At 35.4% G+C, this 17822-nt stretch carries 19 protein-coding genes and 1 riboswitch; of the genes, 12 read left to right on the forward strand and 7 right to left on the reverse strand.

Going from position 1 to position 17822, the window contains the following annotated elements; genetic code table 11:
- Window positions 1-153: 153 nt before the first annotated feature.
- The 3 genes from CHRYMOREF3P_RS07755 (at window position 154) to CHRYMOREF3P_RS07765 (ending at window position 2434) form a co-directional block, all read left to right on the forward strand.
- Window positions 154-1338, forward strand: a complete 1185-nt coding sequence (locus CHRYMOREF3P_RS07755; RefSeq protein WP_228408883.1) for a carboxypeptidase-like regulatory domain-containing protein — start codon at window positions 154-156, stop codon at window positions 1336-1338.
- 77 nt (window positions 1339-1415) lie between these two features.
- Window positions 1416-1907: a DUF456 domain-containing protein gene (locus tag CHRYMOREF3P_RS07760; RefSeq protein WP_077418382.1), complete on the forward strand. Its 492-nt coding sequence runs from the start codon at window positions 1416-1418 to the stop codon at window positions 1905-1907.
- Between the two features lie 17 nt (window positions 1908-1924).
- Window positions 1925-2434: a hypothetical protein gene (locus tag CHRYMOREF3P_RS07765; protein ID WP_077418380.1), complete on the forward strand. Its 510-nt coding sequence runs from the start codon at window positions 1925-1927 to the stop codon at window positions 2432-2434.
- Here the strand turns inward: CHRYMOREF3P_RS07765 and CHRYMOREF3P_RS07770 are convergent.
- The 4 genes from CHRYMOREF3P_RS07770 to CHRYMOREF3P_RS07785 are packed head-to-tail and all read right to left on the reverse strand — an operon-like array spanning window position 2421 to window position 5095.
- Window positions 2421-3062, reverse strand: coding sequence for a uracil-DNA glycosylase (locus CHRYMOREF3P_RS07770; protein ID WP_047378498.1), 642 nt, complete (start codon window positions 3060-3062; stop codon window positions 2421-2423). The two genes, CHRYMOREF3P_RS07765 and CHRYMOREF3P_RS07770, sit on opposite strands and share 14 nt — an antisense overlap.
- Window positions 3063-3098: 36 nt before the next feature.
- A complete protein-coding gene (locus CHRYMOREF3P_RS07775) occupies window positions 3099-4103 on the reverse strand; it encodes an acyltransferase family protein (protein WP_077418378.1) in 1005 nt (334 codons plus the stop codon).
- Window positions 4104-4153: 50 nt separating this feature from the next.
- Complete coding sequence (locus CHRYMOREF3P_RS07780) at window positions 4154-4672, reverse strand: GNAT family N-acetyltransferase (RefSeq protein WP_077418376.1); 519 nt, start codon at window positions 4670-4672, stop codon at window positions 4154-4156.
- 54 nt (window positions 4673-4726) lie between these two features.
- Window positions 4727-5095, reverse strand: a complete 369-nt coding sequence (locus CHRYMOREF3P_RS07785) for a hypothetical protein (RefSeq protein ID WP_077418374.1) — start codon at window positions 5093-5095, stop codon at window positions 4727-4729.
- Window positions 5096-5351: 256 nt separating this feature from the next.
- Here CHRYMOREF3P_RS07785 and CHRYMOREF3P_RS07790 point away from each other — a divergent pair, with 256 nt between their 5' ends.
- The gene (locus tag CHRYMOREF3P_RS07790) at window positions 5352-7499 is read left to right on the forward strand and encodes an endonuclease MutS2 (protein WP_180564324.1); all 2148 of its coding nucleotides are present in this window, start codon (window positions 5352-5354) and stop codon (window positions 7497-7499) included.
- Window positions 7500-7608: 109 nt separating this feature from the next.
- The gene (locus CHRYMOREF3P_RS07795; RefSeq protein ID WP_077418370.1) at window positions 7609-8277 is read left to right on the forward strand and encodes a hypothetical protein; all 669 of its coding nucleotides are present in this window, start codon (window positions 7609-7611) and stop codon (window positions 8275-8277) included.
- A 53-nt stretch (window positions 8278-8330) separates the two neighbouring features.
- On the opposite strand, the gene CHRYMOREF3P_RS07800 is transcribed toward CHRYMOREF3P_RS07795, so the two are convergent.
- The gene (locus CHRYMOREF3P_RS07800; RefSeq protein ID WP_180564325.1) at window positions 8331-9422 is read right to left on the reverse strand and encodes a GEVED domain-containing protein; all 1092 of its coding nucleotides are present in this window, start codon (window positions 9420-9422) and stop codon (window positions 8331-8333) included.
- A 259-nt stretch (window positions 9423-9681) separates the two neighbouring features.
- Between CHRYMOREF3P_RS07800 and CHRYMOREF3P_RS07805 the strand changes: the two genes are divergently transcribed.
- Complete coding sequence (locus CHRYMOREF3P_RS07805; RefSeq protein ID WP_077418366.1) at window positions 9682-10482, forward strand: hypothetical protein; 801 nt, start codon at window positions 9682-9684, stop codon at window positions 10480-10482.
- A 33-nt stretch (window positions 10483-10515) separates the two neighbouring features.
- Window positions 10516-10696, forward strand: a riboswitch (cobalamin riboswitch).
- Between the two features lie 118 nt (window positions 10697-10814).
- Window positions 10815-11198 carry an acyl-CoA thioesterase gene (locus tag CHRYMOREF3P_RS07810; RefSeq protein ID WP_002977578.1) on the forward strand — a complete coding sequence of 128 codons (384 nt, stop codon included), beginning with the start codon at window positions 10815-10817 and terminating at the stop codon, window positions 11196-11198.
- Window positions 11199-11255: 57 nt separating this feature from the next.
- Here the strand turns inward: CHRYMOREF3P_RS07810 and CHRYMOREF3P_RS07815 are convergent, their stop codons facing one another.
- Window positions 11256-11846 (reverse strand): HD domain-containing protein, encoded by a 591-nt coding sequence (locus CHRYMOREF3P_RS07815; RefSeq protein ID WP_077418364.1) that lies wholly within the window; start codon window positions 11844-11846, stop codon window positions 11256-11258.
- Between the two features lies 1 nt (window position 11847).
- Window positions 11848-12546: an XAC2610-related protein gene (locus CHRYMOREF3P_RS07820; protein WP_077418362.1), complete on the reverse strand. Its 699-nt coding sequence runs from the start codon at window positions 12544-12546 to the stop codon at window positions 11848-11850.
- A gap of 518 nt (window positions 12547-13064) precedes the next feature.
- Between CHRYMOREF3P_RS07820 and CHRYMOREF3P_RS07825 the strand changes: the two genes are divergently transcribed.
- From CHRYMOREF3P_RS07825 to CHRYMOREF3P_RS07845, 5 genes are all read left to right on the forward strand, one after another.
- The gene (locus CHRYMOREF3P_RS07825) at window positions 13065-13394 is read left to right on the forward strand and encodes a PadR family transcriptional regulator (RefSeq protein WP_047387534.1); all 330 of its coding nucleotides are present in this window, start codon (window positions 13065-13067) and stop codon (window positions 13392-13394) included.
- An 11-nt stretch (window positions 13395-13405) separates the two neighbouring features.
- Window positions 13406-15127 (forward strand): PspC domain-containing protein, encoded by a 1722-nt coding sequence (locus tag CHRYMOREF3P_RS07830; protein WP_077418360.1) that lies wholly within the window; start codon window positions 13406-13408, stop codon window positions 15125-15127.
- A gap of 315 nt (window positions 15128-15442) precedes the next feature.
- Entirely contained in the window at window positions 15443-16030 is a 588-nt protein-coding gene (locus tag CHRYMOREF3P_RS07835) for a 1-acyl-sn-glycerol-3-phosphate acyltransferase (RefSeq protein WP_077418358.1), read from the forward strand.
- Between the two features lie 45 nt (window positions 16031-16075).
- Window positions 16076-16504, forward strand: a complete 429-nt coding sequence (locus CHRYMOREF3P_RS07840; RefSeq protein ID WP_149386627.1) for a PaaI family thioesterase — start codon at window positions 16076-16078, stop codon at window positions 16502-16504.
- Between the two features lie 158 nt (window positions 16505-16662).
- Window positions 16663-17649: a chorismate-binding protein gene (locus tag CHRYMOREF3P_RS07845; RefSeq protein ID WP_180564326.1), complete on the forward strand. Its 987-nt coding sequence runs from the start codon at window positions 16663-16665 to the stop codon at window positions 17647-17649.
- Window positions 17650-17822: the final 173 nt, after the last annotated feature.

The raw sequence follows: 17822 nt of genomic DNA on the forward strand, positions 1-17822 counted from the left end.
ATCAAATCCTCTACAACCCCTGATTATAAATGAAAATTTAACTATAAAAATCAACATAAAGTAAATAATATTAAAAACAATTACAATTTTAACGTTTTAATATTAAAAAATTATTAAATTTGATTAAAACTAACCCATAAAAATCAATTAAATATGAAACAAAATTACTTGTTCATCATGCTGTGCAGCCTTGTACTGTTAGCAAACTGTAAAGGTGGAGATGAGTCAATCAATCCCGAAGACACCAAACCGATACCCACCGGAACAGTAGAAGGTAAAGTATTTGCTAAAAACGGAACAAAACCTATTGGAGGAGCTATTGTATTTACTATTGATAGTAAAAATCAGGTTTACCACACCTATTCCGATGCAGATGGTACATTCAGTCTAACTGCACCTGAAGGAAACTCTACACTTCACATTCAGACAGGAAATGGTTTAAACTTCAGAACAGAAGTTCCAGTTACCGTTAAAAAAAATGAAACAACCAGTGTAGCAAGCAAAGATTCAAAGCTGAATCAGATTGCAAAAATAGCTTATGTAGAAGGCAGTTATGACGAAATAGAAACTATAATTACAAGTCTTGGTTATACAGCAACAGAAATTAGCTATCAGGATTTAAAAAACTTCAACACCATTTCTCAGTACGATATTATTTTCCTGAACTGTGGTTCACGTAACTTCAATTACTCAGGAACCAATTATCCGAGTAATGACCTTTCTGTTTTCAGTAATCTCTCTACTTTTATCACGAATGGTGGAAGCATTTATACTTCAGACTGGGCTGCAGCCTATCTGGTAGGTGGAGATAAAAATGCACCATACTGCGGTGTTTATGGAGGCTTTCTGGATCTTACAAAGATCTGTTTTAATACCAATGGTAATAGTGCGATGTATAATAACTGTAGCGTTTCCAATACTGCTATGGCTTCAGCAATAGGATTTAGCACATTAGATATTCAGTATGATCAGCCTTTGTGGCAAAAAATCCAGTATTATGATCCTTTGTTCTGGGAAGTATTGGTACAGAAAGATAATGAACCATTGATGATAAGAACCAATAAGTATGTAAATGCAACAGCTCCTAAAACACCTGTCGGAACATCGTTAAACAATAATCAGATGACAATCTGCCATCATACGGCAAGTGGTAACAATATTACCATTACCATTAATCAGAATGCATGGAACGCCCACCAGGCACATGGTGATTATGTGGGATCATGTTCAGCAACTACAAGCAGTGGAAATATCTACTATACCACATTCCATAACCACGCCAGTGGAAATATCGGTAAAGCAGGACCGATTCTGGAATACGTAATCTTAAATTTGTAATAAAATTTTATAACTCAGTTCTCAAAGTGGTCTTTTATAAGGCCACTTTTTTTATATTGCATCTATATTTTAAAAGAATGGATACGACAATTATTAATATATTCTGCCTTATTCTCCTGTTTGTAGGGATATTGGGAACTTTTCTTCCTGTTTTGCCGGGGCTTTTGCTGAGCATCTGCGGGCTTCTGATCTATAAATTCGGGACGGATGCGGATCTTCCTATGATCTATATCTGGGCATTCGGAATTCTTACAGCAGCATCTGTAGTGTTAAGTTATGTCATTCCTGCAAAAACCAACAGAAAATATGGAGGTACACGCTGGGGAAGCATCGGGTCTGTAATAGGAACTATTGTTGGTATATTTATTCCGATTCCCCTGGGTTTCCTGATAGGAATGTTTGCAGGGGTATTTATTGGTGAATTACTTCATGACAGTAAGGATATGAATAAAGCCTTACAATCTACCAAAGGAGCACTGATTGGATTCATTTACGGAACCGGATTCAGTTTTGTGGTAGGAGTGGCAATGTTTTTGGTAGTACTTCTTAATATGTTTAACGTTATTTAATTAAAATATAAGAAACTATGTTCCATAAAATTATCATACTCAGTCTGGGAATTTTCGCATTAACAGGTTGCGATGCCCAAAAGAAATCTAAGATTAACACAAAAACTACTGAAATGCCTGCAGGTACTAAAACAACAAGCACTAATAGTCAGAAAGATGGTGTTATATACCTGAATGAAGGAGAAAATAAGTTTTTAAAAGAATACCAGATGAATGTGACATTCAAAGGGGTTTCTGAAGACAGCCGTTGTCCTGAAGGAGTCAATTGTATCTGGGCCGGAGCCGCTCTTGCTCAGGTGGAAGTAATGGGAACTTCTACACGACCTATGATTCTGAATCTTGCAAGCATAGATTATCCGGGAAGGAATTACCGCCAGTCGGCAGAATTCAATGGGTATACCATTACCTTACAAGATGTTGCTCCATATCCAAAACAACAGGACGGAACAAAAGCATTAGCCGGAAAATATAAAATCGGAATTACAATAAAAAAGGCAGATCAATCAACAGATTCTACCACGAAATAGGCTTCTTGCCTTTGGAAACAAGATACTCATTAATTTTTGAGAAAGGCTTACTCCCAAAAAAACCTCTGTATACAGAAAATGGTGAAGGGTGCGCCGATTTCAGAATAAAATGCTTAGCCGGATCTATGAGTTCGGCTTTTTTTTGTGCAAAAGCACCCCATAAAACAAATACTACATTCTCTTTTTTATCTGAAATTTCTTTAATGATAAAATTGGTGAATTTTTCCCAACCCAGATCTTTATGGGAATTGGGTGAATGAGCGCGAACCGTTAACGTAGCATTCAGCAACAAAACACCTTGTCTTCCCCAGTCATCCAATTCTTTGGAAGTTCTCACCACTCCTAAATCATCCTTTAACTCAATAAAAATATTTTTAAGTGATGGCGGTGCAGTAACCTGTTCAGAAACAGAAAAACACAAACCATTGGCCTGAAAATCATTATGGTAAGGGTCCTGACCAATAATAACGACCTCAACATCATCAAAAGCCGTCAGCTCCAGTGCTCTGAAAATCTGATTTTTCGGTGGAAAAACTTTAGTTGTTGCATATTCATTCTTTACTTTCTCCCAAAGGGTTGTAAAGTATTCTGTACTCTTTATAGGGGCTAAAATTTCTGTCCACGTCATACTGCAAAAATAATAATATTAAAATAAGGGCCTGCATTATACTTTAAATATCTTCAGTTTTCTTTCGATCAGCATATAAGAAACATAGGATAATAACAACGAAAAAGATATCAATAACAGATTATTAAGATGATAAGAATGCACAATAACGAAATCCTGCTTCTTCACAATATAATGGATAATATATAGCGAATAAGAAATATTCCCCAGGAAATACACTGCCTTGGTTTCTAAAAATGTTTTTAAATAGTTTTGCTTTCCTTCATACAGATATTTTATCATCAATGCTGATAATAAAGGAATAAATAACAATCCTTTTTCAATAAACAACATAGATACAAACAGTAAGAGAATGATATAAATAACGAGGGTATCCTTCTTCATTTTAAATAGTGGTAAAAGAGCAACCCCAATTCCAAGAAAATAAGAAGATACTGTTCTCAGAAGGGAAACAAGACCATAAGGAAGATCAAGATATCTTGGTGATTCGCCTACTTCCATGGAATGTTCAGAACCTATATACAAATGGCCTGGGAGATAGGGAAGCATAAATCTCAAAACCAAACTTGCAATAATTAAAACTTCGCTTCGTATTTTATAATGCAGGACAAACCATAGTATAAACGGAAAAATCAAATAACAAACCCACTCTGTACTTAGCGACCAATAGACAACATTCAGCAGGTAATCAGGATTAAAAAAGCATTGTAATAAGGTCGCATTAATCAGAAGCCCTGCTATAGAAGTCTTCATTAAAAACAATGCAATAAAAACAACCGATACAATGTATACAGGATAAATTCTATTGATTCTTTTTTTATAAAAAATTTCTATTGTTTTATAATTAAGTTCTTTAAATTTTCCAGAATAAGAAACAGTCAATAAAAAAGCACTCAATACAAAAAAGATATCCACTGCCACATACCCTTTCCCTACTATATCCTGAATGAATTCATTTCTAAAAAAACTAAAATGAAAAAAAGCTACCCATAATGCAACAACCCCTCTAAGCCCCGTTAAAGATTTTATTTCATTTTTCATATATAATTTCAATCGGCGATAAAGATAGAAAAAACCTGTTAGATTTTATATTATTCATTACCGGACGGTCTTTTTAAACTAAAAATAATGTTATCCGGAAAGCCTTCATCTTTCTTTCCCTCTAACAAAATAAAGTCATGTTTTACAAGAAGTCCTTTTGAGTTTTCATTAATTTTATTGGTAATCGCTACAATTTCCTGTAAATGCAATTCGTTAAACCCAAAATCTAAAACTGCTTTCAATGTTTCAGACATTATTCCCTGTCTGTGATATTCCGGCAATAATTCATAACCAACTTCTGCTGTTTTCCGGTTTGCAGAAAAATTCCAAAGACAGATTGTTCCGATAAGATTCAACTGATCTTTTAAAGAAATTCCCCAATACACGGTTTGATTATTCTGAACTCTTTCCTTAATCGTTAAAATAAACTGAAGGGCATCATAATTTGTCTTCGGTGAAACCCTTTTCACAAATTTATTGACCTCCGGATTGCTTCGGATTTTTAAAATATCTTCGGTATGCTGTTCATTGATACCGTTTAAAATCAACCTTGAGGTTTCTAGTTTCATTGTTCAGATAGGATAAGTGGTTGTAAATAAATTTTTATGTTTACTAAAGCTATTTCAGATATCTCTTAATACTAAGGTTTCTGAGAATCCGCTTTCATCAGCGTCCAGATTCATAAATAAATACACCCCGTATTTTACAGTATAGCTTTTTTCGTAAATAACAATTGATTCTGTTTTATCCTGATCACTTTTTTTGTGTTCTTTTTTACGGACATTATTATTTTTATTGCTATGGCCAGCCATTTTTTTACGGTCCTTATTTTTTAAGCTTTTCACCGGAAGTTTTTTACCAGCGGTCTTTTGGGGAGTTCTGCTAATGGATTTCTTTTCATTTTTTTCAATCTCATTTTTCTGAATCTGAATCTGGGCCTGAGCCTGAATACCTGCCAAAAGAAAAAGAAGGGCAAGCAGTAAATTTTTCATAGTTATAGTTATTAGTGCAATAAATATAAGCCTTAACCATTATACATTCAAACTTTTTCTTTTTCAAAAAAAAATTATTCTGTTTTTTCAATCATACGGATCACTTACTTTATGTATCAAGGTATTTAGATCCATCGGTAAACCTTAAAACTTTTATCATTTTAAGGGTTCAAAAAAAACATCAGATTTAAAGTTAATTTATTCTGTAAATCTCTCGGATATACGTAATAATCAAAATTCTCACTAAATTTGCAGTGTGTATATAGATAAAGAAGATTTAGACGAATTAGAGTTTCCGCAATTGCTCGCGGAAATCTCCCCATTTGCGTATTCTCCGAAAACAAGAGAAAAAATTCTTCAACTTCGCCCAATGGAAATAGACGAGGCGGAACTTTCGTTAAAAAAAACGTCAGAATATCTGTCGAGTTTTGAAAGTTCAAATGCGATTCCGTTTGATGAATATGAAGATATTGAAAGTGAGCTGAAACTGATGCTGATTGAGAATTACCGACTGGAAAATGCTGCTTTCATCAAAATAAAAACCATCACGGAACAGATCGGAAAACTGCAGAAGTTCTTCCCTACCATGCCCGAAACATTTCCTACTTTATTACAAGAAGTTTCTGTACTGGAATTCAGAAAAGAGATCATTGATAAAGTAGATAAGGTTTTCAACCGTTTTGGTGAAGTAAAAAATGAAGCTTCTCCGGCCTTAAAAGGCATAAGAACTGAAATTCAGCTTGCTAAAAAAGCAATTCAGGAAAATTTCAACCGTGCACTCACCACCTATGGACAGAGTGACTTTTTGGATGATATCCGGGAAACAATTATTGATGACCAAAGAGTTCTGGCTGTAAAATCAGGATTCAAAAAAAGAGTGGCCGGAAGAACGTTGGGAATTTCCAAAACAGGTTCCATTACTTACATTCAGCCGGACAGTGTTGTAAAACATTACTTCAAGCTTCGTGAAAGTGAAGAAGAAGAGAAAAAAGAAATCGACAAAGTTCTCCGACAGCTTACCACAGAACTGGCAGAGTTTCAACCTCAGCTATGGAGATATCAGGTTTATATTTTTGACCTGGATCTTACAAGAGCGAAAGCTAAATTTGCTGATTTAGTGAATGGAATTCTTCCAAAGATCAACCGTCATAAGACATTGAAGCTTAAAGACGCTTACCATCCATTGCTATGGTTGAGAAATAAAGTAGAGAATAAAACGATTCATCCCCAGACTCTTGCTTTAACAGAACATAACAGAATCATCTGTATTTCCGGGCCTAATGCCGGTGGAAAATCAATTACTCTGAAAACAGTAGGATTATTACAGCTGATGATTCAGAGTGGTATTCTGGTTCCGGTTCATCCCAAATCTGAAATGTTTTTCTTTGAGAAAGTCATGACCGATATTGGTGATAATCAATCCATTGAAAACCACCTGTCGACTTATTCATCCAGATTGAAGAAAATGTCCGGAATCATCCGTGAGGCAGATGCCAATACGCTTCTATTGATTGATGAATTTGGTACCGGTTCTGATCCTGAACTTGGAGGTGCGCTGGCAGAAAGTTTCATGGAGTTTTTCTACGACAAAAAGAGTTTTGCCATTATTACAACGCACTACACCAATATTAAACTGGTGATAGAACAGCTTCCCAATGCCCAGAACGCAGCAATGCTCTTCAATGAAGAAACACTGGAGCCGATGTATAAGCTGGAAGTAGGCCAGGCAGGAAGTTCATTTACTTTTGAAGTTGCAGAAAAGAATAAAATCCCAAGATTTATTATCCATTCTGCGAAGAAAAAGGTAGAGCATGATATTGTTAACCTTGATAAGACTATTGTAAAGCTGCAGCAGGAGAAATTTGAAGTTGAAAAGCTGAAATCTGATCTTGCAGAAAGAAAAGAATCTGTAGAAGATAAGCGTGACAATCTTCAGAAACTGAATGATCAGCTTCAGCAGAAACTTTTCAATTTCCAGAAATTATATGAGGAGGAACACCGCAAGCTTCAGTTCGGGAATAAGATTGAAACATTCATCGACAGTTATACAAAGGGAAAATCCAGAAAGGATGTTGTAAAAGACTTTGTAAAGCTTCTTGAGCAAGAGAAATTCAGAAAATTGGGCCATGACAAAGATGAAACAAAACGCCTGCAGGTTGTTAAGAGAAAAATTACTCAACAGCTGAAAAAGGAGGAAGTCATTGAAAAAATTGCAGAAACCAATGAAAAACTGGAAGAACAGCGTAAAAGCGACCGTGCTCTTTGGATGAAGATTGGACAGCGTGTTCGTATTACAGGAAGTACCAGTGTAGGAACTATCGAAAAGATTTCCCGAAACAAAGTGATTGTTAATTACGGAACTTTCAAAACAACAATTAATGCGGATGAACTTGAGAGAATCTAATTAATCCGAAAATTAAGTAAATGCAAATAACAAGGGAGAGTGCCAGAAGGTGCTCTCCCTTTTCTATTTAATCCTAAATTTTTTCTATTTTTATATAAAACTATAATTTATGAAACCATTAAAAGCACTTTCAGACCTTTTACCAATACCCAGTTATACGGTTATTATTCTATGTTTTTTCTTTCCGTTTTTCCTGATAAAATGTGGAGATACAACATTAATGTCTGTCAAAGGAACTGATCTTATAACAGGAGTTTCCAAAAAGGCTATCAATGAGCGAATGAAGGAAAGCCTCAAAAAAAGCTCACCTTTTGGCGCCGCACTTGGAAATGATAAAGCAGAAGCAGATACATCTTCAGACACAGATATTGAATATTCGCCTCTGAACGAACCCAAGAATAAAAAAGACAAGCAAAACATTCCTCCTAACCCATTGATCATCATTGCATTTTTGGCTGCTATTGCAGGAATTCTTGTTCAGGTGATGAAGAATGTCAGAAAGAAATATCTGTATCATATTATTCTTTCTATTATAGGACTCGCCTCTTTACTTATTTTTTATCTGACATTTCAATCTAATATGGAAGGATTTGGAAATAATAAAATAGCGATGGGATTTGGAAGTGATATTTCGATCAGCTATGGTTTCGGGACTGCGTTTTATCTATGTTCCGTTTTATATCTTTTCGTTCTTTTATTCTATGGGATCTTTTCTTACTTTCTGAAAAATAATCCCCAAGCCATTTATGGTTCTACACAACAAAATACAAAATCTTAAAAACTATATTGCAGATAAAAAAAGAGTGTTTTTTCAAACACTCTTTTTTCATTTTATTTCTTAATGAATTTTAGTCGGGTTACTCTTTCTCTGTCTTTCAGCTGGATGAAATAAACACCTTTTGAAAGGTGATGAAGGCTCACTTTATGATCTGAAACTTTACCTTCTCCTGTTTTTTGTCCCACAGCATTATAAATTTCAAAATTTGCTGCTTCTGAAGTGCCGGAAATATTTAAAATATCAGATGCCGGATTAGGATAAATTTCAGGCTGTACAGATTTTACTGATTCTCCAACGCCTAGTGTGAGATTTATAATATCTACCCCATAATCTTCAACCTCGCCATAGGTGAATGTCCCACAAGCATCTGTAGGTGTAGTTTGACTTGAAACCACTCGCATTACAGTACCACACGTTGTCAGTGTTGCAAAACTTGGAATATTAAATACAGACACAGCCGGAGCTGCCTGAGTAACATTATTGGCAACCATTACTCTTTCACTGGATTCAAAAATGCCGTTAGCATTGAGATCTATCCATGCAGTTACCGTTGTTGTACCTGGAGTTCCGGTCCAGCTATTACTTACCGAAAGTTTATTGCCCACACTTCCTACAAAAAACTTTATTCTACGGCTTACATCGCTTCTGTAATCTGTATAGTTGGATGAGCCGGAGTTGCTGACCATGGGAGCCGTAACCCCTGTGGAGTTTACTGTCACATTGGAAATATGCATCATGCTGGTATCTGTAGAAGCGCTTGCACAGTAATTGATGACTGTTGTAAAAAATATAGGAGTGGACCATGTTCCCGTTATCGTGTTACATATTTTTGCAACTTGTACTTCATAAATTGTACAGGGCTCTAACATACCAATAGTAAACACATTTTGCCCAGACAATCCCGTTGCTATCATCCAGGTGGTACTGCCAGCTTTCCGGTATCTTACATAATTGTTCGGAGTATTTGGGTCGGCAGTCCAGGTAACCGTTGCGGAAGTAAGGCTAACATTTGATACCACAACATCTGTTGGAGCATTTGTATCACAATAAAATAAAGATTTTGATCCTGCTTCTATCTTGTTTTCTGCCTGAAAGCTTGAAATACCCAAAATAAAAGAGAATACATAAAGTAGTCTTTTTGTCATGTTTATTAGTTTTTAAATTCTCCTGAAAAATAGAGCATTTTTTGAAATAATTCTTATAAATATTTCATTTATTGTTATATTTTATCAATACATTTTAAATTACAAGCCAAAAATCACACCTATTATACAAAATAATCCCATAAGATATCTGCATTTTTAATCCATCTGAAACAAATACAAGATTTTAAAGAACTGCAATGGTATAAATTATCTCCTGAAAAGCATTTAATTTATATATTTGGGGGATCAAAAAATTTTCATGATGACTTTCATAAACAAAGCATTCTATTTATCCGCTTTCAGTATTTTATCTATAGCCTTTGTAAAAGGGCAGAATAAAGTTCCTTTCGGAGTTGTAAAAGCTGAAGAAGGATATGCCAATGTACGGGTTCATAAAGACAATTACAGAAAAATTGTAGATAAGATCCGTATGCGTAAAGGAGATGTATTTGTTTATGTAAAACCTGCTCCCGGAGAAACAGAGTGGATCTGGATCAAATATCCTGAAAAACAGGATGAAGACAAACCATTTGTACGTTATGAAACACTGGACAAAGAAGGAATGGTCAATAAAGAACGTATTGCTTATATAGACCAGCTTCCGGCCTATACTCCCTCCAGGTCCAAAAACGGAAAATCACTTATTTTCACAGATAATTCTGATCCAAAAGTTCCTACTGCCCAAAGAAGCAAAGTTGTGATTGATATCTACCCTTCCAATGCCGGCTACCGTAAAAAGGAAAAAGATGCGGAAGGAAAACTTCTTACCATTGATAAAGTAAAACCTTGGGGAATCGGAAATGATCTTCCTGAAGGAATGACTGAGATCAAATCAATCAGAGTACAACAACCCGGAAGAGGTTCTGTCTTTGTAAGAGAAGCCATCAAAAACATGTTCCAGCCTACTATGGATTTTGAGAATATTGGCGTAACCTCCCTTGACACCGATAATATTTTCTTATACATGATAAACGGTTCAGGAGAAAACAGATACACCACGCTGTGGACCATCAAGAAAGGAAGAGTAATCAGCCAGATTATTTACCATAATCCGGAATAAATTCATTATTTTTGCACTCGAAAAGTTTTACGCTTATTCATCACAGGAATTGGTTCTGCATCACTGCAGATTAAAAGGGAACCGTGTGAAAATCACGGACTGTCGCGCAACTGTAAGTAACTGAAATCTTTATCAAAGATCCACTGTGCGAGGCATGGGAAGGAGATAAAAGATGTTACAAGTCAGGAGACCTGCCTATTTCTTTAAACAAATAACTTTCGCGATTTGAAGTTGTATTGATCTGATGGATTGTTTCAGGGGGTTCTTTAAGTTCCTGTCATTATTCTGTTGTTTTAATATCGTTTTCATTTCGCTTTAATTAATAATGATATATGACTACAGAAGAAAGAATTGAAGCATCCGAAACCAGAATCTTTAAAGCGGTTTTCCCTAACACAACCAATCATTACGATACCCTTTTTGGTGGTACGGCCATGCAGCTGATGGACGAAGTAGCTTTTATTACAGCCACACGATTTGCCAGAAAAAGAGTGGTAACAGTGAGCAGTGACAAGATCGATTTCAAGAAACCTATTCCAGCCGGAACTATTGTTGAACTGATTGGCAAAGTTTCATACGTAGGAAAAACAAGTATGAAAGTAAATGTTGAGATCTATACCGAGCAGATGTATTCCTATGAAAGAGAAAAAGCCATTGTAGGTGATTTTACTTTTGTAGCGATTGACGAATTCAAGAAACCAATTCAGATACTATAAATGATAAATTTTCGGGCGGCCAAAGGCCGCCCGAAAATTATTCTATTTTCAATAAATTTATTTCACAACTTTTTCAGTTTCCAGGCTTCTGCTCAGCAGCAGTTCAAAGGCTTCTCCCATTTCATCCGATGCTCTGCTGATAGCATTTTCAAGCATATTCCGGATTTGTTTTTCTGTTACTCCGGCTTCCGTCCAGCTTTTTCCTGAAGTATGAGAATTTAAGATAAATGGCATAATTCTGTCGATTCCACAGGCAAAAATAGCATCCGGTGTTTTCTCATCTTCAAACTCAAGCCATAGATTGAAGAACTCTGTACGCAAAGGCTCATCCAGGATACCGAAAATCTTTTGTGCAGATGCTTTCTCTCTGTCAAACTTCCCTACCATTGCTTTTTCATCAAAAATAAAGGTATCCCCAGCTTCTATCTCTACCAAATCGTGAATGGAAAGCATTCTTATCACTCTCAACAGATCAATATCTGCACGGTTTTTAGCATATGGATAAAGAATCTGAGCCAGAATGATGATCTGCCATGAATGTTCCGCAGTATTCTCTCTTCGGGAATCGTCAGCATTATAATTTCTTCGCTGTACATTTTTCAAGGCATCCACTGCCAGGATAAAATCAATCTCTTTCTGAATTTTCATCTTACTTTTCTCTATTATATTGTTCTGAAGGGTACACCTTTGTTTTGGTTACCCACTTATTATTGATCTTTTCTTTAGTGATCACTTTTACGCGGCCTTCTACCGTCATATCTTCTTCTTTTTCAAAGACTTTATCAAGTCCTTTATTGGGAACAACAGCATATTCAGTGGTAAAAATATCACAACAGCCAGATTTTCCATAGGAGATCAGGCGCTTACGTTTCACATCCACATCAAAAATATCAAGAGCACTGGACGCAAGATCCGTAAGTTCTTTACTCTTCACAAATGCCATTCTTGTACTGTTGAATACATAAACGTCATAGGAAGCAGCGCTATAGTTTCCCATATTCCCGTTCCTTACCGCTATATCTTCAGTTCCGTCAAAATTAAAATCATTAATGATTACAGAGTTCTGTTTATTTGTCAGCTGGATCATTTTTCCCAGCCTGGGCTTTTCAGTCTGATCTGTTTCCAACACCAGATTATCCGATGCAAAAGTCTGTACCTTTGTATTTTTATGATCAAACAATTCTACAGTTCCTTTGCCGCTGCACCGGTCATCATAGCAATTTTCTACCTGGATGATTGCATCATAATTCTTTGATGCATTTTTAACCTCAAACTGATATTGTCCGAAACATGCAGGCCCCAGTAAAACAAAAGCCGGTAAATGTTTATACTTATTGAATAAATTCATGGTAATAGTAAGTGATTTAGGTGTTTTTTTCCTAACAAAAATACGAATCATAATACCGATCTCAAAATTCCGGCCTTATTATCTGTAAGGATCTGAAACATTTTAACAGCCTTTAAATAAAAGAGTGTTCAGTAATAAGAAGCTATTTCCCGCTATACGCTCATACTCCTCGCTCCGTACCTGAACCCAAGCCGCTGTGAGGTAACCGCTGCTATCGGGGCTATATCTTGGGTAATGAGCAATAATTAATGAATGATAACTTTTTTTCTCTTTATTTCTTTCATTTTCATTTAAAATTTAAACATTTTTTGATCAAATTCATTCTTATCAAAATTCATAGTAAAATTTATAAATCTGATTATCAAATATTTATACTATTTATTTTAAAAATTTCACTACTTTGTATTGCATAATACCATTTTATTTACATATCTTTGTAATGTAAAATCGAAATAGGTACAACTAGCTAGGTTCCGAACTTCGAAAATTATATAACTAATTAACAAAACTTATCAAAGATGAATACCGAAAATACCAAAGCGCAAATGCGAAAAGGAATTCTGGAATTCTGTATTCTAAGTCTCATCAATAATCGCGAAATGTATGTTTCTGATCTTATTGACGAACTGAAAAAAGGAAAACTGGATGTAGTGGAAGGAACCCTCTACCCTCTTCTTACAAGACTTAAAAACGGAGAGTTTCTCTCTTACAGATGGGAAGAATCTACAGGAGGACCACCCAGAAAATATTATCAGATCACAGAAAAAGGAAAACTTTTCCTGGATGAACTTCAAAACACATGGAATGAGCTGACAGCCTCAGTAAAAAACATCACCCAACAAAATTAAAAAACAAAGCTATGAACAAGACACTCTCAATAGGACTCGCAGGTTTTTCTTTTACAATAGAAGAACACGCATATATAAAGCTCAGCGATTACCTGAACGCTCTGAGAAGCTCACTGGATGCTTCTGAAGCTGATGAGGTAATGCATGACATAGAAATAAGAATGGTGGAGATTTTCAAAGATTCTCTGGGAAAACGTGAAGTAATAAATGATACCGATGTAGAAAAGGTAATCGCACAGATCGGAAGCCCGGAAAAAATTGAAGAACAGGAAGAGGCTTATTTTTCTGAAAAAACATCTGCCAGAAATACCAATTCAGGAACTTATTATTCCGATAAAAAACAACTGTTCCGTGACCCGGAAAAACAAAAAGTAGCAGGGGTTTGCGCAGGTTTAGCTCAATATGTAGGAATGGATATTACCGCAATGAGAGCAATCTGGCTGGGAATCTTTGTATTAGGAATTTTTACAGCAGCCATTTCATCTTCACTGATCGGTCTTTTATATGTAATCCTTTGGATCGTACTTCCAAAAGCTGAAACAGCAGCAGATTTCCTGAAAATGCAGGGAAAGCCTATGAACTTCGACAATCTTAAGAATGAGTCTAATAAATTGGTTCAGTTTGCCAATGAATCTACTCAGAGGGTCGGAGAAATATACAACGAAAACAAACCTTATATCAACAATGCAAGCAGCGGAATCTGGAATGTTTTCAAGTATATCGTAGGAGGATTCTTCGTATTGATGGCTGTAAGCAGCATTATCGGAGTATTTGTATTATTCGGTCTTTTCGGAATGGATACAGACTTTCCTGGTGCCAATGAAATAAGATTCTATATGGATGACCAGGGTCTTGATAAAGTATTGGCAGCCATGATGGTAATCGGAAGCTTAATTCCAGCAATTCTTTTCAGCTTATTAAGTATTAAGATATTTTCTCCAAAAACAAAACTGAGAAATATCGGATGGGTAGTAGGAGGTTTATTTCTTCTTCTGATCGGACTGGGAACGTACTTCGGAATAAGCATGGCTAAAAAAGACATGATCTACAGAGGAAGTAAGGAAGATGTAGAGAATGTGGCCATCAACACTACTTCAGATACAGTGTATGTAGATGTAAAGCAAATCAATATTCCTCAGAATTTCAAAGCTTATAATAATGACATTTATTCTGACAAAAGATCAGTGTATGAAGAAGACTATATCTCTGTAGACGTAACAAGAAAGCCAGATATTAAAACACCTTATCTGATCATCAAAAAAGAAGGAAAAGGATACAATTTCCCTATTCAGCTGACAGTTCCTGTAGAAGTTGTAAACAACAAAATACTACTTCCAAACTATATCAAATATCCATATGAGCACAGATTCAGAGACTATAGCCTGGAATATGAACTTGTAGTTCCGCAAAAAGCAGTGGTTATTTCAATGAACAAAAACCATATCCATATTGATGGTGACTTAGACGGAGATGGTATCAATGATGAAGATCAGGACAACGATGAAGATAACAACGGCGTTAGAATTGAAAAAAATAAAATCACGGTAAACGGTTCTAGTATTGAGTATAACTCTGATGATCAAGACAGTATCATCGTAAATGGCAAAAAAGTTCCGAACAACCAGGCAAAGAAAGTAATTGATTCTGCAGTGTCCAATATCAAAAAATCAAATAAAGATATGGACATCAAAATCAAAGACGGAAAAAACGAAATTTCCATACAAACTAAATAATTAACTTCAGAGAGTGGTAGAAGGTGTGAGTGGATGGCAACCGTTTGAAATTCACACTCTTCTTCTCTCAGAAAAGTAAAAATAAAACCATATTTAGTTTCTTATGTAAAAAAAAAGGTTTAATTTCGTAGAGCTAAAATTTAATAACCAACCAACCAAAAACACAGCTTTATCATGATACAATTTGCAATGGAATTCGTAATGAAAATCGTAGATTTAATTAGCGGTTTGTTTTAAGAGCGATAATATTTCAATATATTTGTAAAGTATAACCAAAGTTTGGTTATACTTTTTTGTTTTTAATTCAAGAAATCTATGAAAAAGCTGATAGGCAAAGCAATGTTAAAAATATTAGGCTGGAAGGTCGTTCTGCAGGGCGATGTTAACAACCTGAACAGGTGTATCCTAGTGGTAGCACCTCACACCCATAATATGGAATACATTTTAGGAAATTTCGCCTATTGGTCACTGGAAAAACCTTTAAAAATCATTATTAAAGATGCCCACACCAAAGCCTGGTACGGAAGTATCGTAAAAGGTCTTGGCGGTATTGGTATAGACAGAACCCAGAAAAATGATCTGGTGAATTTTGTAGCCAACCAGTTTTCCAAAGAAGATTTCAGTCTTGTTATTACCCCGGAAGGAACAAGAAGCTGGGTTCCGAAATGGAGAAAAGGATTCTATCATATGGCCCTCGCTGCAAAAGTTCCTATTGTACTGGCAGCAGGTGATTTCAAAAGAAATATTGTTTACCTGGGTTATACTATTCCTTACGAAAGAATAGCTTCCGTTCCCTTTTCAGAAATTATGAAGGAAATTCAGGACTATTATATAAAAAATGATATTGTCCCGAAAGTTCCCGAAAACTGGAATCCTGATATCATGGGAACCGGTAATGAATAAAGCTAAAAACGAAATTAATCAATCATCATTTATCAATTATAAAAAATGAAAGGTCAGACAAAAGAAGAAATATTAGCATTCATCAATAACTGGGGAGATGTAACGCTTGCCAAAACCCTTGAAATAAAATTCATCGATATTGATCTTGAAAATGAAACCCTTACTGCCACTATGCCTGTTCTTCCAAGAACACATCAGCCGTTTGGAATTATGCACGGAGGAGCAAGCTGTGTTTTGGCCGAAACTTTAGGGTCAAGCCTGTCTAATATCTTCATTGATGGTGAAAAATATTACGGAGTAGGAACCAATATCAATTCCAATCATTTAAGAAGCAAAAAGGACGGCATTGTAACGGCTACTGCACGTTTTATCAGAAAAGGAAAATCCATGCACGTTTCAGAAATTGAAATCCGTGATGAAAAAGGTGTTTTGATCAATCATACAACAATGACGAATAATATCATTAACAGATAAGTTACCACAACATAAAAAATAAAGAGCTTAAAATAAATTTAAGCTCTTTTTATTTTGACATTTTTAAGACTAGTAATACCTTTGCAGAAAGGAAAATTACTCCGGAAAGTCCTTATATTATTTCTGGTCATTGATTTTCAAAAATTCCTTCATAGCTCATGATTTATTTCAAACTCCCTTTTGACGAAAGACTACTGTCTGCTGATGAAAAAAATATAAAAAATGCAGTCAATTTTTATTCCTACAATGGTTTAGATCAAATCAGTTTCCATGGAAATATTGTTGAAGTTAATGCTGAAGAATTTACCCATACTTCAATTACAAACCAAGAATTGATCAGTGACTCAACAAATTCTGCTGCTGAAACGAAGGAAGAATACTGTAATACTCTACAGCAAGTGATTGAAGTAATCAAAGAAAACAATCTGCCTAAACTTGTTTATTCAAGAAGGAAGATTTTTACAGATTTCAAGACAATCAATTATAGAGAAAGTTTCGAAAATTTGTGTAATTCTTATCCCAATGCTTTCAGATATCTGTTTAACGACGGGCAAAACACATGGATGGGGGCTTTCTCAGAAGTTTTAGGAAAATTCAATAAAATCACCCACGAGTTTGAAACCATGGCCCTTGCCGGTACTCTTCCGGTATCTGAAGAATGGTCTGAAAAGGAAATTGAAGAACAGAAACCTGTTACTACTTATATTCAGGATATTCTTAACAATTATTCTGACAATGTAAAACATTCGGAAACCTATGATCATATTTCAGGAAATATAAAGCATTTACGCACAGATTTTAAGACCCATATTAAAGCAGAAGACCTTGACCGTATTATTCAGGACCTGCACCCTACTCCTGCTGTCTGTGGCATTCCAAAAGACTTTTGCAATGAGAATATCCGTAAATACGAAAAATTTCCACGTGAATTTTATGCCGGGTATATCAAAGTTGAAACCGAAGAAAGTATTCTGTATTTTGTAAATCTACGCTGTGCAAGGCTTTATAAAGATTCTGTACATGTTTTTGTGGGAGGTGGAATAACAGCTCAAAGCAATCCGGAGAAAGAATGGAAAGAAACGGAACTGAAGTCTGAAGCCATATTGAAAAACCTGGTTATTTCACAGAACTCCGGAAACTTTTAATATCTTGATTGATTGTACTATTTAACCACAGATTTCCGGATTTTCGCAGATATTTGCCTATAGTTTTCTTTGCTGAGTGTAACGCCATTGCGAACGATTTTAAAATGGTTTATAATCATTTTTGCGAACTTTGCGTAATAATTTGCTTCGACTAATGCCAATTGAGGTTTTAT

The organism is Chryseobacterium sp. JV274 (genome assembly GCF_903969135.1).
In the GTDB taxonomy this organism is placed as follows: Bacteria; Bacteroidota; Bacteroidia; order Flavobacteriales; family Weeksellaceae; genus Chryseobacterium.

Bases quoted from the DNA above. Each gene is read 5' to 3' on its own strand.
- CHRYMOREF3P_RS07755 (WP_228408883.1), top strand. From the start codon at position 154: ATGAAACAAAATTACTTGTTCATCATGCTGTGCAGCCTTGTACTGTTA.
- CHRYMOREF3P_RS07760 (WP_077418382.1), top strand. From the start codon at position 1,416: ATGGATACGACAATTATTAATATATTCTGCCTTATTCTCCTGTTTGTA.
- CHRYMOREF3P_RS07765 (WP_077418380.1), top strand. From the start codon at position 1,925: ATGTTCCATAAAATTATCATACTCAGTCTGGGAATTTTCGCATTAACA.
- CHRYMOREF3P_RS07770 (WP_047378498.1), bottom strand. From the start codon at position 3,062: ATGACGTGGACAGAAATTTTAGCCCCTATAAAGAGTACAGAATACTTT.
- CHRYMOREF3P_RS07775 (WP_077418378.1), bottom strand. From the start codon at position 4,103: ATGAAAAATGAAATAAAATCTTTAACGGGGCTTAGAGGGGTTGTTGCA.
- CHRYMOREF3P_RS07780 (WP_077418376.1), bottom strand. From the start codon at position 4,672: ATGAAACTAGAAACCTCAAGGTTGATTTTAAACGGTATCAATGAACAG.
- CHRYMOREF3P_RS07785 (WP_077418374.1), bottom strand. From the start codon at position 5,095: ATGAAAAATTTACTGCTTGCCCTTCTTTTTCTTTTGGCAGGTATTCAG.
- CHRYMOREF3P_RS07795 (WP_077418370.1), top strand. From the start codon at position 7,609: ATGAAACCATTAAAAGCACTTTCAGACCTTTTACCAATACCCAGTTAT.
- CHRYMOREF3P_RS07800 (WP_180564325.1), bottom strand. From the start codon at position 9,422: ATGACAAAAAGACTACTTTATGTATTCTCTTTTATTTTGGGTATTTCA.
- CHRYMOREF3P_RS07805 (WP_077418366.1), top strand. From the start codon at position 9,682: ATGATGACTTTCATAAACAAAGCATTCTATTTATCCGCTTTCAGTATT.
- CHRYMOREF3P_RS07810 (WP_002977578.1), top strand. From the start codon at position 10,815: ATGACTACAGAAGAAAGAATTGAAGCATCCGAAACCAGAATCTTTAAA.
- CHRYMOREF3P_RS07815 (WP_077418364.1), bottom strand. From the start codon at position 11,846: ATGAAAATTCAGAAAGAGATTGATTTTATCCTGGCAGTGGATGCCTTG.
- CHRYMOREF3P_RS07820 (WP_077418362.1), bottom strand. From the start codon at position 12,546: ATGAATTTATTCAATAAGTATAAACATTTACCGGCTTTTGTTTTACTG.
- CHRYMOREF3P_RS07825 (WP_047387534.1), top strand. From the start codon at position 13,065: ATGAATACCGAAAATACCAAAGCGCAAATGCGAAAAGGAATTCTGGAA.
- CHRYMOREF3P_RS07830 (WP_077418360.1), top strand. From the start codon at position 13,406: ATGAACAAGACACTCTCAATAGGACTCGCAGGTTTTTCTTTTACAATA.
- CHRYMOREF3P_RS07835 (WP_077418358.1), top strand. From the start codon at position 15,443: ATGAAAAAGCTGATAGGCAAAGCAATGTTAAAAATATTAGGCTGGAAG.
- CHRYMOREF3P_RS07840 (WP_149386627.1), top strand. From the start codon at position 16,076: ATGAAAGGTCAGACAAAAGAAGAAATATTAGCATTCATCAATAACTGG.
- CHRYMOREF3P_RS07845 (WP_180564326.1), top strand. From the start codon at position 16,663: ATGATTTATTTCAAACTCCCTTTTGACGAAAGACTACTGTCTGCTGAT.